The 13,820-nt window shown below is 71.0% G+C and carries 12 protein-coding genes; 4 read left to right on the top strand and 8 right to left on the bottom strand.

The genetic code is table 11. The features are described from left to right. Positions 1-79 precede the first annotated feature (79 nt). A complete protein-coding gene (locus tag NOV86_RS14680; RefSeq protein WP_267642341.1) occupies positions 80-784 on the bottom strand; it encodes a helix-turn-helix domain-containing protein in 705 nt (234 codons plus the stop codon). Between the two features lie 318 nt (positions 785-1,102). Here NOV86_RS14680 and NOV86_RS14675 point away from each other — a divergent pair, with 318 nt between their 5' ends. The 3 genes from NOV86_RS14675 to NOV86_RS14665 all read left to right on the top strand — a co-directional run bounded on the left by NOV86_RS14675 (position 1,103) and on the right by NOV86_RS14665 (position 2,540). After that, the gene (locus NOV86_RS14675; RefSeq protein ID WP_267642339.1) at positions 1,103-1,711 is read left to right on the top strand and encodes a hypothetical protein; all 609 of its coding nucleotides are present in this window, start codon (positions 1,103-1,105) and stop codon (positions 1,709-1,711) included. Further along, complete coding sequence (locus tag NOV86_RS14670; protein ID WP_267642338.1) at positions 1,708-2,286, top strand: cupin domain-containing protein; 579 nt, start codon at positions 1,708-1,710, stop codon at positions 2,284-2,286. Before NOV86_RS14675 ends, NOV86_RS14670 begins: the two co-directional genes overlap by 4 nt. A 71-nt stretch (positions 2,287-2,357) precedes the next feature. Next, on the top strand, positions 2,358-2,540 hold the full coding sequence (locus NOV86_RS14665; RefSeq protein WP_267642337.1) for a hypothetical protein: 183 nt from the start codon (positions 2,358-2,360) through the stop codon (positions 2,538-2,540). Positions 2,541-2,552: 12 nt separating this feature from the next. Here the strand turns inward: NOV86_RS14665 and NOV86_RS14660 are convergent, their stop codons facing one another. Further along, positions 2,553-4,193 carry a bacterio-opsin activator domain-containing protein gene (locus NOV86_RS14660; RefSeq protein WP_267642336.1) on the bottom strand — a complete coding sequence of 547 codons (1,641 nt, stop codon included), beginning with the start codon at positions 4,191-4,193 and terminating at the stop codon, positions 2,553-2,555. A gap of 213 nt (positions 4,194-4,406) precedes the next feature. Between NOV86_RS14660 and NOV86_RS14655 the strand changes: the two genes are divergently transcribed. After that, on the top strand, positions 4,407-5,795 hold the full coding sequence (locus tag NOV86_RS14655) for an Hvo_1808 family surface protein (RefSeq protein WP_267642335.1): 1,389 nt from the start codon (positions 4,407-4,409) through the stop codon (positions 5,793-5,795). 23 nt (positions 5,796-5,818) lie between these two features. Here NOV86_RS14655 and NOV86_RS14650 read toward each other — a convergent pair whose 3' ends face one another. From NOV86_RS14650 to NOV86_RS14625, 6 genes are all read right to left on the bottom strand, one after another. Further along, entirely contained in the window at positions 5,819-6,364 is a 546-nt protein-coding gene (locus tag NOV86_RS14650; protein WP_267642334.1) for a DUF8054 family protein, read from the bottom strand. Next, a complete protein-coding gene (locus tag NOV86_RS14645; RefSeq protein WP_267642333.1) occupies positions 6,361-7,134 on the bottom strand; it encodes a nucleotide-binding protein in 774 nt (257 codons plus the stop codon). Before NOV86_RS14645 ends, NOV86_RS14650 begins: the two co-directional genes overlap by 4 nt. A gap of 87 nt (positions 7,135-7,221) precedes the next feature. After that, positions 7,222-9,147 (bottom strand): outer membrane protein assembly factor BamB family protein, encoded by a 1,926-nt coding sequence (locus NOV86_RS14640; RefSeq protein ID WP_267642332.1) that lies wholly within the window; start codon positions 9,145-9,147, stop codon positions 7,222-7,224. Positions 9,148-9,333: 186 nt separating this feature from the next. Then, complete coding sequence (locus NOV86_RS14635) at positions 9,334-11,262, bottom strand: outer membrane protein assembly factor BamB family protein (protein WP_267642331.1); 1,929 nt, start codon at positions 11,260-11,262, stop codon at positions 9,334-9,336. Positions 11,263-11,567: 305 nt separating this feature from the next. Continuing rightward, positions 11,568-13,115 carry a cobyric acid synthase gene (locus tag NOV86_RS14630; RefSeq protein ID WP_267642329.1) on the bottom strand — a complete coding sequence of 516 codons (1,548 nt, stop codon included), beginning with the start codon at positions 13,113-13,115 and terminating at the stop codon, positions 11,568-11,570. Then, positions 13,112-13,819: an adenosylcobinamide amidohydrolase gene (locus tag NOV86_RS14625; RefSeq protein ID WP_267642327.1), complete on the bottom strand. Its 708-nt coding sequence runs from the start codon at positions 13,817-13,819 to the stop codon at positions 13,112-13,114. The genes NOV86_RS14630 and NOV86_RS14625 overlap by 4 nt, the downstream gene beginning before the upstream one ends. Position 13,820 lies beyond the last annotated feature (1 nt).

Below are 13,820 nucleotides of genomic sequence, written 5' to 3'. Positions count from 1 at the left end.
CGGCAGAGAGTACTCCCGAGAAGTATAAGAACGTTGAGTCGCCGGCGGTGCCGGTAGCCGGGGAAGACAGCCGGACCGGTCACCGGATCTCTGCTTTGGGCTCCTCGCGGCGGCGCTCCCCGTCGTCCGAGACGATGGTCTCGTTGAGCACGGTCCGCATCCCGCGCCGGAGGCGTTCGGAGGTCGCCTGGCTCGACACGCCGAGTTCGTCGGCCACGTCCTCCAGGGTGGCCTGCCGGGGCACCTCGTAGTAGCCGGCCTCGACGCTGGCCTCGAGTGCCTCCCGCTGGGCGGGTGTGAGGTCCGAGACCTCGGCCCCGTCGCTGGTGTCGGCGTCGGTGGGGTGTTCCCGGAGGATGCGCCTGACGGTCACGGGGATGTCCCGGCGCTCGCAGTACGCGGTGAACTCCTGGAACGTCTCCTCGCTGGCGAACGTGGCCTGGATGCGCGACTCGGTCGCCGTGGCGGTGTGGGTCTGGAAGTAGATGTCGTGGTCCACGACGAAGGGGTAGAGCGTCTGCTCCCGACTCGCCTCGGACAGCGTCACCCGGTACATCCGACGGCCGTCCGACTCGGAGAGGACCCGGTAGTCCGCGAGCGTCTCGTCGTCCTCCATCCCCGCCTCCAGCGCCCCGTAGTCACCACCCGACGCCTCGAACACCAGGACGACGATGCCGTCCTCGCGAAGGCGGAGGTCGTGCACCTTGTACGTCATCCCCGGCGCCCGTTTTCGCGCTGTCTGCAGGATCGGGGATTCGATGACGAAGTCGACGAAGACACTCATTACCAAACCTCAGTATCCGTAGAATTGTAAAATCTTCCCAACATCTAGCCTCGATATCCTTTTATTTTCAAGCACCAGTTATCACGGTCGCACGGGAGCCACGACGAGGAACGAAACAGCCGTTCGTCGCCCGCTACCCGGCCGGACCCGGGCGGTGGTCTATCCCGAACGTTGATTATACGAGCCGACGAGCACTGAACGTGTTCGCGATGCGACCGAAACGCACGACCGTGGTCGGGGGACCACGGCACACGAGGGGGACAGAAACAGGGGACGCGACCGAACCCGGGTCGGCCCGGACCAGGGGGGTGGCCTGACATGGGGGCGTCGGCGACGGTCACGGAGACGCCGGCGGACGTCCGCGAGGCGGGGCTGTCGGCCCGGCTCCGGCACCTCGCAGAACGGGCGAACCCCGCCTTCGCGGTCGGCTCGCTGGCCGTCCCGCTGTCGGCGTTCGGCCTCGCCTGGCTGGTCGGCGGCGTGACGGCGCTGTTCTACGTCCACGTGGCCGCGGGCGCGCTCTGGTTCTCGTTCGCGGTCATCTTCCCGGTCATCATCGGCCCGGTACTCGGAGGCGTCGACGAGGACGCCGCGGCCCAGGTCGTCGGGTTGCTGACGCCGAAGACCGTCTTCTTCCTGTTCGGCATCAGCGCGACGACGGTCCTCTCGGGGACGGCCCTGCTCGACGCCTACGGCCAGCTCGGCGGTGGCGCCCTCTGGCCGACCGTCGCGCTCGGCGCCGGCTGGGGGCTGTTCGTCTTCGGGCTGGCCGTCCCGAACCGGCTGCACCTGCGCTCGTACTACGAGCACCAGTCGCCGGACCCGGACGGGGAGACACTGGCGCGCGTCGAGAGACTGAACGTGGCGGTCGGGCTGTTCGAACTGGTCGTCATGTTCGCCATCGTCTACGTGATGGTCACACTATGAACCGGGCCGACCCCAGGGACGTGGCGGCGGACGACCTCGGCGCGGCGAGCGAGCGCCACCGGCTTTCGAGAGAACTCGCCACGACCGACCTCGCGCTGCACCGCTACCGACTCGCGCCGGGCGACGGCCTGCCCGGTGGGCTGCACGCCCACGCCGACCAGGAGGAGGTGTTCGTCGTCCTCGCCGGCACCGCGACGTTCGAGACCCCCGAGGCACCCGGAGACAGGGTGACCGTCTCGGCCGGCGAGGCCGTCCGGTTCGCGCCCGGCGAGTTCCAGTCGGGCTGGAACCGCGGCGACGCGGACTGCGTCGTCCTCGCCCTCGGTGCGCCCCGCGAGAGCGAGGATACCCGGGTACCGATACCCTGCCCGGACTGTGGCCACGGCGACCTGCGCCTCGCCCTCGACGGTGCGGACCCGACGCTCGACTGCCCCGACTGCGGGGCCGCGCACGTCCCGGAGCCGTGTCCCGACTGCGGCGACGGCGAACTGCTCGTCCGACTCGACGACGAGGGCGGGACACAGGTCGTCTGCGAGGACTGCGCAAGCACCTTCGCCGGGGCACCGCTCGGGTGACCTGTCCTTCACTTTCACTTTCACTCCGCCCTTGGCTCACCCCTTTTACCGGCGGGTGTGACCACCCGGGTATGTCACGGACGCACGAGACGCCGACCGAGGAGGAGATCCGGAACGCACTCGCGGCCGCCGAGCGCGCCATCGACGAGGCCGACTACGACGGCGTCGAGCGCGCGAGCCTCCGGCTGCTCAGTCTCGCGAGACGCGGGCGGCGAGAACACGTGACCGAGGCCGCCGGGGCGACGGCCGACTGAGACGGCTCCGGTTCAGCGCTCGCCCTCGAACAGCTCGCTCATCACCTTCCCGAGCCCCGCGCGCAGGTGCTCGTGGAAGGTCGGCGCGGAGATGTCGAAGGAGTCCGCGAGGTCGCCGCCGTCGGCCGCCCGCGGCCACTCGAAGTAGCCCGCGTCGAAGGAGGCCTCGAGGATGGCCAGCTGGCGGTCGGTGAGCCGCGCCTCGAGGCGCTCCCAGTACGCGAGGGCGCTGTCCGACTCGCGCTCGACCCGTTTCTTCGCCCGGAGGTCGACCCGGTCGAACTCGGCCTGGAGCTGCCCGACGAGGTCCCCCACGTCGGCGGTCGAGGCCGCCTCGACGGTGAGTTCGTACTCGCCGGCCGCGATCGTCGCGTTCCGGTTGCTCGCGCCCCGCTGGGCCACCGAGAGCAGCGGCGACCCCGCCGTGAGGACGCACGAGAACCGGCAGCGCCCGCCGCGCTCCCCGAGGACCGACGCGTGTGCGACGTCGTCGTGGGCCGTCAGCGACTCGACGACCGTCTCGGGGTCGACGCCCGCGGCCTCGACGAACACCCGGAGGCCGTCGTCGGCGACCCCGCTGCTCGTCACCTCGAGCGTGGCGTCGACGGTCCGGGCGACGGTCGCGAGCGGCGCGTGGGGGTCGTCGACGGCCAGCCGCAACTCGGTCGCGTAGTCGCCGTGGAGCAGTTCCCGCGACTCGACGGCGTTGATCGCGTACCCCAGCGTGTTCCCCAGGACCGCGAAGGCGTCGCGTTCGAGTTCGCCGAACGCGTCGGGCTGGGCGGTGTGGACGACGAGCGTCCCGTACCGGGCGCCCCGGTAGGTCAGCGGGACCGCGAGGTAGGCGGTACAGCCCGTCGCGGCCGCGAGACGCTGGACCGCGTCGTCCCGGTCGCGCTGGACGAGCGGCCCCTGGCCGTCGAGCGCCTCGCCGACCGTGGTCCCCTCGACCGTCTCCGGGGTGAGCGCGGCGAGTTCCTCGAGGAGGTCGTCCTCGCCGGCGCCGTCCCGGGGGCGGATGTGCCCGGTGACGCTCCGGTCGACGACCCACGCGAGCCGGCAGAACCGGGCGGTCGAGAGCTCCCGGCAGACGATGGACTCGATGTCCTCGCGGCGGGAGACGTCGAGCAGCGACCCGATGACCTCCCGGACGAGCCGGCCGACGCGGTTGACCTGTTCGAGCTGGCGGTTCCGGTGTTCGACCGCGGCCTCGGACTCCTTCCGGCCGGTGATGTCGAGGTGGAGCACGAGGACGAAGTCGTCGTCCCCGTGGGAGAACCGGCTCGCCCGCATGACGAACCAGCGCTTCGCCGCCGGGCTGTGGCAGGGGTACTCCAGCGAGTAGGTGTCGCGGTCGTCGTCGAGGACCCCCCTGATGCCGGTGGCCGCGTCGGTCGCGTCGTCGGTCGCGCTCTGGTCGCAGACGTCGAGGTAGTTCGCCCCGACCATCCCCGGGTCCTCCTTGTAGTCGTTGTCACGAGCGAAGTCTCGCCACGCGTCGTTCGTGTACACGATGGTCCCGTCGGTGTCGAGCACCGCGAACTGGGTCGGAATCGCGTCGAGCGTCGAGCCCCCGAACGTTCCGTCTCGGTCGTCTCTCCCCAGCGTCGGCGCCATCGTGGCGGTCCCGTCGTCGATGTTGGTGTCACTCATTGGTCAGTAGGGTTCAGGCACGGCAACCGCGAACGCGTGCTATCGACAGTCATCCAATTTAACGATGAGAGACCTATAAGTCTACTCCCAAAACACCGGACATCGCCCCCGACGAGGCCGGTTCGCTCCGGAGCGCTCCATAGCCCTCCGGAGACGACCGCGGTTACCGTCCGGCCAGATAACCGTTTTTATCCTCGACAGCCTATCATCCGCGTGAAGGCGAAGGCGATACAGACAGTCACGGTCGTCGCGCTCGTCCTCCTCGCCGGCTGTTTCGGGTTCGGGGGCTCCGACGGCGGACCGGGTGTCGGTGACGACACCGGGCCGTTCGCCGACCCCGCAGTCGACACGATCGGCTGGGAGAACGGGTACTGGTACAACGAGACGATAGCCGTCGACCAGAGCGACGGACTGACCGAAGCGGAACAGGCGGCGTTCCTCGCGCGGTCGATGGCCCGCGTCGAGGTACTCCGGGGGCTCGAGTTCGAAGAGCCCGTGGAGGTCTCGGTCATCTCGCGGGACGAACAGCGCGCGAAGTCCGCCAACGGCAGCACCGACAGCGAGAACAAGAACCGCTGGAACGACCAGGTGTGGGAGGCGCTGTTCATCTCCGACGAGCAACAGCGCATCGAGGACGAGTTCGGCTCGGTCGCCGGCTCGGCCGTCCTCGGCTACTACGCCGCCGGGACGAACAAGGTCGTCATGGTGAGCGACGACCCCGACCGGCTCGTCGTCAACAACGCGACGTTCGTCCACGAGCTGGTCCACGCGCTCCAGGACCAGCACTTCGACATCAAGCGCGTACAGGACCAGGCGAAGACCCAGGACCAGCAACTCGCCGCCAACGGGCTCATCGAGGGTGAGGCCGAGTACATCGAGGCGCAGTACGTCGAGCGCTGCACCAGCGGCGAGTGGGACTGCGTGAAGACGCCCAAGACCGAGGCCGGTGGTGGCAGCAGCGACGTGAACCTCGGCATCCTCGTCACCATCTTCCAGCCGTACTCCGACGGCCCGTGGTTCGTCCACCAGCTCGTCCAGGACGGCGGCTGGGAGGCCGTGAACGCCCTGTGGGCGAACCCGCCGCAGTCCTCGAGCGCCATCATCCACCCGGACCGCGCGGTCGACCCCGTCGCGGTGACCATCGACGACCGGGCGCGAAACGGCTGGCAGACCTTCGAACACGGCAGCGACACCGTCGGCGAGGCGTCGCTGTACTCGATGTTCTGGTACCAGTCCCGCCAGTACAACGTCTCGACCATCAACACCTCGACGTTCGGGACGCCCTCGGGCCTCTACGACCGGTTCGACTACCGGAGCCCGCCCTCGGACGGCTGGGTCGGTGACGCGGTCCTGCCCTACCAGAACGACGGCGAGTACGGCCACGTCTTCGTGACGGAGTGGGCGACGCCCGCCGACGCGACCGAGTTCCGGCAGGCCTACGAGGCCATCCTCGCGGGCCAGGGCGGCAGCGAGCAGTCGCCCGGCGTCTGGGTCATCCCCGAGGGCGGCTTCGCGGACGCCTTCCACGTCCACCAGACCGGCACCACGGTCACCATCGTCAACGGGCCGACCGTCGACGACCTCGCCGACATCCGGCCGTAGGAACCCGCGTCGGTCGGCCGGTTCTATTCTTCGAGCGCGTCCGTCAGTCCCCACTCCTCGGCCCGCCGGGCGGCCTCCTGCTCGGCCTCCGCCTGTATCGCGGCGATGCGCTCCTCGTCGGCCAGGAACGCCGCCAGCGGGTCCTCGTCGTCCGGAACCGTCTCCTCGCGCCGGTGGGCAGGCGCGGCCTCGCGGGTCCGGTCGGCGAGGGCGGGGTCGGCCGCGAGTCGCTCCGCCGGGAGCTGGGGCGGCACCCGCAGGTCGACGGACTCGTGTGCCACGTCGAGCGACCCCGCCGGGACCGCGTACAGCTCGACGCTGTAGGGGCCCGGCGCGGTCAGGTCCGCGATGGCCTCGGGGCCGCCGCGGTCGGTGCCGACGTGGTACGCCAGCACCGGGACGCCGGCATCGAGCGTGACCACGCCGCTGCCGTCGTCGCCGAGCAGCAGGGCGTCCTGCGGTTCGAGGACGAGGTAGCCCGTCACCCGGTCGTCGAGGGCGGCCGCGAGCGCGGTCGCCGGGGACCCGACGACGCGCGACCGGACGAGGTCGCCACGCGGCAGTCTCACGGTTGCTTCGGGATGACGGCGCTGCGGAAGCGGTCGGCGACCGCCCCGGGTTCCTCGTCGCGCACCTCGATGGCGGCGGCGGCCTCACGGAAGGCCCCGGCGGCGGCGGAGTCGGGGGCGTGTGCGAGCAGCGGTTCGCCGGCAGCTCTGGCGGCCCGGACCGCGTCCGAGTCGGGGACGGTCCCGACGACCGGGCCGTCGAAGTAGCGCTCGGTCTGGTCGGTGATCGTCGCGACCGCGTCGGCGTCGTGGACCCGGTTGAACAGCACGCCCGCGCCGCCGGTCCCGTACGACCTGGCGTACTCCTGGACCTTCAGGCCGTCAGAGAGCGCCGGGATGGTGGGCTGGAGGACGACGACCATCCGGTCGGCGAGCACCACCGGGAGGACCGCGCCGACGCTGCCGATGGCCGCCGGTGAGTCGAGCAGGAGGACGTCGGTGTCGGCGGCGAGGTCGGCGACGACGTCCCGGAGCCGGGTGGGGTCGGCCTCCCGGAAGTCGCCGAGCGAGGTGCCACAGGGGACGACCCGCATCCCGAACCGGTCGTAGGTCGCGTCGGCGACCGACACGTCCGCGTCGCCGAGCAGGAGGTCGTGCAGGGTCACGTCGGCATCCTCCAGCCCAGTGTGAAAGAGCAGGTTCGCGAGACCGGTGTCGGTGTCCACGACGGTCACGTCGTGGTCGGCGGCGAGGGCCATCCCCAGCGCGAGGGTCGCCGTCGTCTTGCCGGTCCCACCCTTCCCGCTGGCGACGGCGATGGCTTCGACCATGTGCTGGATGTAGCTTCGACAACGGACATAAGTATTCGCATCGGCATCGAAGAAATAAACGGGTTGACGGCCAGCGGGTTCGACAGTTTACTCGTCGACCTGGACCGTCGTGCTCGCCGTGTACTCGTCGTCGGTCTCCGTGTCGGTCGCGGTCAGGGAGACGGCGTACTCGCCGGGGTCGTTCCACACGAAGCGGACGACCTCGCCGTCGGCCCCGACCTGGTCGGCACACGCGGACTCCCAGTCGTACTGGAGGTCGGCGTCGTCGCCGTCGACGGTCGCCTCGAACCGGACGGTCTCGCCGACGGTCGGGTCCTCGGTCTCGACCTCGATGCCGACGCCGGCCGTCTCGTCCTCCTCGCAGTCGGCGGAGACGGTGATGGTCATCGAGTCGGTGTCGCGGCGGTCCCACCAGTCGTATGCGATGGCCTTCACGGTGTGTTGACCGGGCTCAAGTCCCACCGCGATACTGCCACTGCCGACGGCGTCGAACTCCGCGAACGTCGTCACGGCGTAGTCGCCGTCGACGAACCAGCGCACGAGCGTCTTATCTCGCTCGGACAGCTCCCGCTCGGCCAGCTTCGCCTGGAACTCGATCTTCGAACACGTGGTGTACGTGTCGTCCGGGCTGACGACGCTCACGTCGGGCGCCGAAAGCTCGAGGTCGTCGGTGCCCTCCAGGCAGCTGAGGAAGAAGCTCGCGAGGCCGTTGGCGATGTAGCTGGCGACGAGGACCGTCCCGTCGACCACCGTCACCGGGGCCTCGACCTCGGCGTTGCCTTCGCTTCCGTCGCCGACGCCGTTGAGCCCGTGGTAGGCCTTCGCGATGCTCCCGTCGGCGGCGTCGAGCGCGTAGACGGTCTCCGGGTTCGGCATGGCGTCCTCGCCGGAGCCACTCTTGCCGACGACGTAGACCAGCCCGTCGGCGACCGTCGGGCAGTTCTTGACCGAGGAGTACTGGTCCCCGAGCCGGCTCCCGCTGAAGGTCCAGTTGGTCTCTCCCGTCTCGCGGTCGAGCGCGTACAGGCTCGCCGAGCGGTCGTCCTCGGCGTCCTCGACCGTCGCGAAGACGCTGTCCTCGGTGACGGCGACGCGCTCCAGCCCGGCGCCATCCCAGCCGAGGCCGGCCGAGATGGTCGTGCCAGCAGTCCCCGGCTCTCTCGTGTCTTCGCGGGTCCAGACCGTCTCGCCCGTCGCCGCGTCGAGTGCGAACACGCCGGCCGCGGTCTGGCCGTACACCGTCCCGTCGACGACCGAGACCGTCGTGGTGATCCCGTCCTCGGGCTCTACACCCTCTCCGCGCCGGTCGGCGGTCCACTGCTTCTCGCCGGTCTCGGCGTCGAAGGCCGTGACCAGCCCCTCGCCACCGACGACGAGGCTACCGTCGGCGACCGCGGGCGAGGTGTCGACCATGCCGTCGGCCGTGGCGGTCCACTGCTCGCTCCCGTCGGCGATGGAGAGCGCGGCGACGGTCTGGGGACCCCAGTTGTCCGCGTAGTCGTTCTCGCCCGCCCAGCCGCCGGGTTCGCCGGTCACGTACAGGGTGTCCTCGACGACCGTCGGGGAGCCGAGGCCGCCGATGTCGGCGCTCCACTTCGGCTCGCCGGTCGCCGCGTCGAGGGCGACGGTCTGCTCGACCGTGGTCAGGTAGACGGTCCCGTCGGCGACCGCCGGCGAGGCGTAGCACAGCGAGTAGCGGTCGTTCTCCCAGAGCACGTCGCCGGTCTCGACCTCGATCGCCAGGAGCGAGCCGCCGCCCCGGGTCGCGTACGCGACGCCATTTGCGACGACGGGCGAGGCGAGGAAGCCGCCGCCGTCGACGCGCTTCAACCACGAGCGGTCCATGTACGTCGCCGAGATACCGGCGGGGCCGACGCCGGAGTTCCCGAGGTCGCTGCCGAACACCGGCCAGCCGGAATCGGGCAGGGCCGCGGAATCGTCGGCCTGCCCGACGCGGGAGACCCCGTCGAACGCGAGCCCACCTGCGCCGAGGAGTGCCGCCGATTTCAGCACTGTGCGTCGACTGCTCGTCCGGGGACCAGAGTCACCCATACGCCCCACCCACCCGGACTGGCACTAATGATATGCTCTAGGTAATCGGGAACGTTCGAAGCTCAAGTGACGTTTTGACCGGATTACGGTCGGTACAGACCGCAAAACAGTACCGGAACCACGAACGAACGTGGCGCCTCGCTGCCCCTACTCGTCCACGTCGACCGTCGTGCTCGCCGTGTACTCCTCGTCGGCCGCCTCGTCGGTCACGGTGACCGAAACCCCGTACTCGCCGGCGTCGTCCCAGCGGACGCCGACGGTCCTGCCGTCGCCGCAGATGTCGTCGGTGCACTCGGCCGACCAGTCGTAGTCGAGGCCGTCGGCCTCGCCATCGACGGTCGCCGTCACCCGGACGTTCTCGCCAGCGGTCGGGTCCGTGGTCCGGACCTCGATACCCACGTCGGTCTCCTCCTCGTCGCCGCAGTCCGCGGAGACGGTGACCGCGACGCTGTCGGAGACGGTGCGGCCCCACTGGTCGTAAGCGGTGACGCTGACGGTGTGACTGCCCGCATCGAACTGGATGGACGGACCGCTGTCCATGACGGTCGCACGCGTCGTCGCGAGGTACTCGCCGTCGACGGACCAGCGCAGGTAGACATCCGGGTCGACCCCGAGGTCGCGCTGGTCGAGGCTGGCGGCGAAGTCGGTCGCGGTGCAGGAGTCAGGGTCGTCCGTGTAGCTGATGGAGACGCCCTCGGGCCCGATCTCCGGCGGCTCGTCGACGCCGTCGAAGGCGGACAGGAACCGGCCCGAGGTCCCGTTCCCGACGTGACTCGACAGCAGGGCGTACCCGTCGACGACCGTCACCGGGGCCTCCACGTCGGCGTTGCCGGTGTCCGGGGCGGTCCCGCCGACCGCGTGGAACTCGCGGGTGACCTCGCCGGTCTCGGCGTCGAGGGCGTAGAGGGTGATGGGCTGGTGGGCGTTGGCCGGGTCGTCGCCGGTGCGGACGCTGTCGCTCTCGCCGACCACGTAGACGGTGTCCTCGGCGACCGCCGGGGCGTTCTGGACCGAGGCCTCGGCGCCCGCGACGTCGTCCCACCGGCTCCCGTCGAAGCTCCAGCGCGTCTCGCCGGTCTCGGCGTCGAGCGCGAACAGGTGCGCGACGTCGGGGTCGTCCTGGACCCGGACGGTCGCGAAGACGGTGTCGCGGGTGGCCGCCGCGGTGAACAGACCGTCGGACTGCCACGGCGGGGGCGAGGCGCCGGAGCCGACGCGCCAGTTCGGGAGCCCGCCGAGGTCGCGGGTCCACGTCTCCTCGCCGGTCTCGACGTCGAGCGCGAACACGCCCGCGTCGGTCTGGCCGTAGACGTCCCCGTTGACGAGCGAGACGCTCGAGGCTCGCTCGGAACCGTGCTCGGTGGTCCACTGCGCCTCGCCGGTCTCGGCGTCGACGGCGTGGACCGTGCCCTCGCCCGCGACGACCACGAGGCCGTCGGCGACCGCCGGCGTGGTGTCGAGCTGGCCGTCGGTCTCGACGGTCCAGCGCTCGCGCCCGTCAGCGGTCGAGAGCGCGGCGAGTTCGCTCGGCGAGATGTAGTCCGACCCCGCGTCGAACCCGCCGGGCGCGGCCGCGACGAACAGCGTGTCGCCGACGACCGTCGGGGCGGCGAACCCGCCGCGGTCGACGGCCCACTGCTGCTCGCCGGTCCCGGCGTCGACCGCCACGGTCCGGCTGGTCGTGACGAGGTAGAGCGTCCCGTCGACGACTGCGGGGGAGGCGTACGACCGCGAGTACCGGTCGGTCGTCCAGACCGGCTCGCCGTCGGCGAGGTCCCACGCACCGAGCCACCCGTTCGCGGTGACGGCGTAGGCCGTCCCGTCGACCACGACCGGCTGGCTGGCGAAGCCATCGGGCGAGGACCCGTCGGCGGTCTCCGCGTCGACCCGCCACGCGCGGTCGAGGAACGAGCCCGCGGGGCCGGCCGCGCCGACCGTCGTGTTCATCGGGTCGCGGCCGAACTGTGGCCAGCCCGCGGGTGCTGCGTGCGTGTCGCTGTCGTCCGCCCGGCCGACGCGCGAGATGCCGTCGAACGCCAGACCGCCCGCGCCGAGGAGTGCGGTCGATTTCAGCACTGTTCGTCGACTGCTGGTTGGAGGGCTGGAATCAGCCATGCGACAGGTACGTCACACGACAGCTGGTTAGCTACGCACCCGGTAAACCACTGTTTCATCACGGTACCGGAACTATCGATAGCCAATCAGGTCCATCGGTGTACAGAAACGGACAACGCGTTCGACGCCCAACCACCCCAGGGACTCCCGACCCATCGTCTCTGTATCTTCACCACTGAAAGGGGGGAAAGAGACAGCGTGTGACTGGCGTCGACTGGTCAGGGCACAGGTGCCCGTAACCAGGCGAAGAAGGGACTGAGTGCCTCCTATAATTTTCGGCCGTCAGGTGACCTGTTACCACTGGAATCAGCTATCGGAATAAGGGGGCCGAGGTCGACCGCCTCGGCGACGAGGGTCGCGGCACGGTCGGCCGGGTCCGGGGACTGGTCGTCGGCGGGCGAGCGGGTCGGCGCGCCGAGGCCATCGAGGAACGCTGCGCGGGCGAGCCGGTTCTCGAACAGCCCGTGGAGGTAGGTCCCACAGACGCGACCCGCGGCCGCCCCGAGCGCCGCGCTGGCCGTCCCGTCGAGCGTGAAGGGCGTGGCCACGTCGCCCGCCGCGACCGTCTCGCCGGCGTGGATCTCGTAGCCCGAGACCCGGCCCGAAGCGCCCGCCAGCGGGCCGACGCCGTCGAGATGGTAGGTGGCGGGGCGGACCCGTTTCTCGTGGTCGAACCGGGTCACGACGGGCAGCAGGCCGACGCCGGGGACCGTGGTCTCGTCGCCGGTCCCCTCGACCTGCGCGTTCTCGATGCGCTCGCCGAGCAGCTGGTAACCGCCGCAGAGGCCGACGATTGGGCCCTCGAAGGCCCGGAGCGACTCGTCGAAACCGGCCTCCCGGAGGGCGAGCAGGTCGTCGACCGTGTTCTTCGTGCCCGGGACGACCACGGCGTCCACGTCCGCGAGCGACCCGTCGAGTGGGAGGTACACCACCCGGACGCCGTGTTCGCGGGCGAGGGGCCCCACGTCGGTCGCGTTCGAGAGCCGCGGGAGCCGGGGGACCCCGATGCGGACCGGGTCGGGGTGGTCGTCCGCGCCCTCGACCCGACGCTCGCCGACGGGCGGGAGCGAGACGCTGTCCTCCGCGGGGAGGCCCGGGTCGTCGTACGGGAGCACGCCGAGGACCGGGACGCCGGTCCGCTCCTCGAAGGCGTCGAGACCCGGCCGGAGGATGTCCACGTCCCCGCGGAACTTGTTGACGACCACGCCGACGACGCGCTCGCGGACGTCTTCGGGCAGCAGTTCGAGCGTCCCGACCAGCGAGGCGAAGACGCCGCCGCGCTCGATGTCGGCGACGAGCACGACGTCGGCGTCGGCGAACCGGGCCGTCTCGATGTTGGCGAGGTCGCGGTCGTGGAGGTTTATCTCGGCGATGCTGCCCGCACCCTCGGCGACGACCACGTCGTACTCGTCGGCCAGTCGCCGGTGTGCGGCCTCGGCTGCGTCCCGGGCTCGCTCCCAGTGCTCGTCGTAGTACGACCCGGCTTCGAAGTGGCCGACCGCCTGCCCGTCGATGACGAGCTGGGACTCGCCCTCGCCCCGCGGTTTGAGCAGCACCGGGTTCACGTCGGTCGTCGGCTGTCTCCGCGCCGCCCGCGCCTGGACGTACTGGGAGACGCCGATTTCGCCCCACTCGCCGTCGGGGGTGGGCGCGACGTGGGCGTTGTTGCTCATGTTCTGTGCCTTGAAGGGCGCGACCGCGACACCCCGGTCCGCGAGCCACCGGCAGAGGCCGGCGACCACGGTCGACTTCCCGACGTGGCTGGCGGTCCCGGCGACGAGGACGGTCTGCGCGTCGGGCGGGGGTCGCGTCACGGCCGGAACACCTCGGCGCGCACGTCGGTCGAGACGCCGTAGGTGGCGTCTTCGACACCCGCGGGCGGGTCGACCTCGTCGTACCGGGCGGCCAGCGACGCCGAGACCGCCTCGCGGACGCAGGCCCGGGCGGCCGCCCCGACCGGGGTCGCACTCCCCGAGAACTCGGCCGGTTCGCCGTCGGGGTCGCTGGCGGCCACGACCGCGTCAGAGGTCGTCCCCGGGGCGCCGACCCGGTCCAGCAGGGTCGCGGCCTTCGCCTCGGCGGCAATCGCCACGAGGTTCGCCAGCGCCCCGGGGGCGAGGTCCCGGGTCGTGCCGACGACGACGTTGACGGTCCCGGCGACGAGCTCGCCCGTGGGTAGTTCCCCTCCACCGGGGTCCATCGGGAGGGCGGCCGGGTTCGAGACGCCCGCGGTCACGTATGCTTCGACCGGGCCACAGCGCGCGCCCCGGAGGTGCCGGAGGTCGACGCCGGTGAGCAGGACCGGTGCGTCCGGGAGCCCGGCCGGGTCGAACCCCGCGTCAGACAGGCGGGTCGTCACGTACGACGCGAGGTCGTCGCAGTGCCAGCCCTCGGGGACGGAGATCGAGTAGGCCGCGTCGGCCCGCGAGCGCCCGCCGCGCCAGCCCGTCGAGAGCCAGTCGGTGTCGGGGCGGGCGAGGCGGCACACGTCGGCCCGGGTGGTCGGCTCGAACAGCATC

The sequence above is a fragment of the Haloarchaeobius amylolyticus genome (assembly GCF_026616195.1).
GTDB classification, from domain to species: Archaea; Halobacteriota; Halobacteria; order Halobacteriales; family Natrialbaceae; genus Haloarchaeobius; species Haloarchaeobius amylolyticus.
This window is presented reverse-complemented; position numbering and strand designations above follow the sequence as displayed.

Excerpts from the sequence above, each read along its gene's own strand:
- NOV86_RS14660 (WP_267642336.1), bottom strand. The coding sequence starts at position 4,193 with ATGAGTGACACCAACATCGACGACGGGACCGCCACGATGGCGCCGACG.
- NOV86_RS14625 (WP_267642327.1), bottom strand. The coding sequence starts at position 13,819 with ATGCTGTTCGAGCCGACCACCCGGGCCGACGTGTGCCGCCTCGCCCGC.
- NOV86_RS14645 (WP_267642333.1), bottom strand. The coding sequence starts at position 7,134 with ATGGTCGAAGCCATCGCCGTCGCCAGCGGGAAGGGTGGGACCGGCAAG.
- NOV86_RS14680 (WP_267642341.1), bottom strand. The coding sequence starts at position 784 with ATGAGTGTCTTCGTCGACTTCGTCATCGAATCCCCGATCCTGCAGACA.
- NOV86_RS14670 (WP_267642338.1), top strand. The coding sequence starts at position 1,708 with ATGAACCGGGCCGACCCCAGGGACGTGGCGGCGGACGACCTCGGCGCG.
- NOV86_RS14665 (WP_267642337.1), top strand. The coding sequence starts at position 2,358 with ATGTCACGGACGCACGAGACGCCGACCGAGGAGGAGATCCGGAACGCA.
- NOV86_RS14675 (WP_267642339.1), top strand. The coding sequence starts at position 1,103 with ATGGGGGCGTCGGCGACGGTCACGGAGACGCCGGCGGACGTCCGCGAG.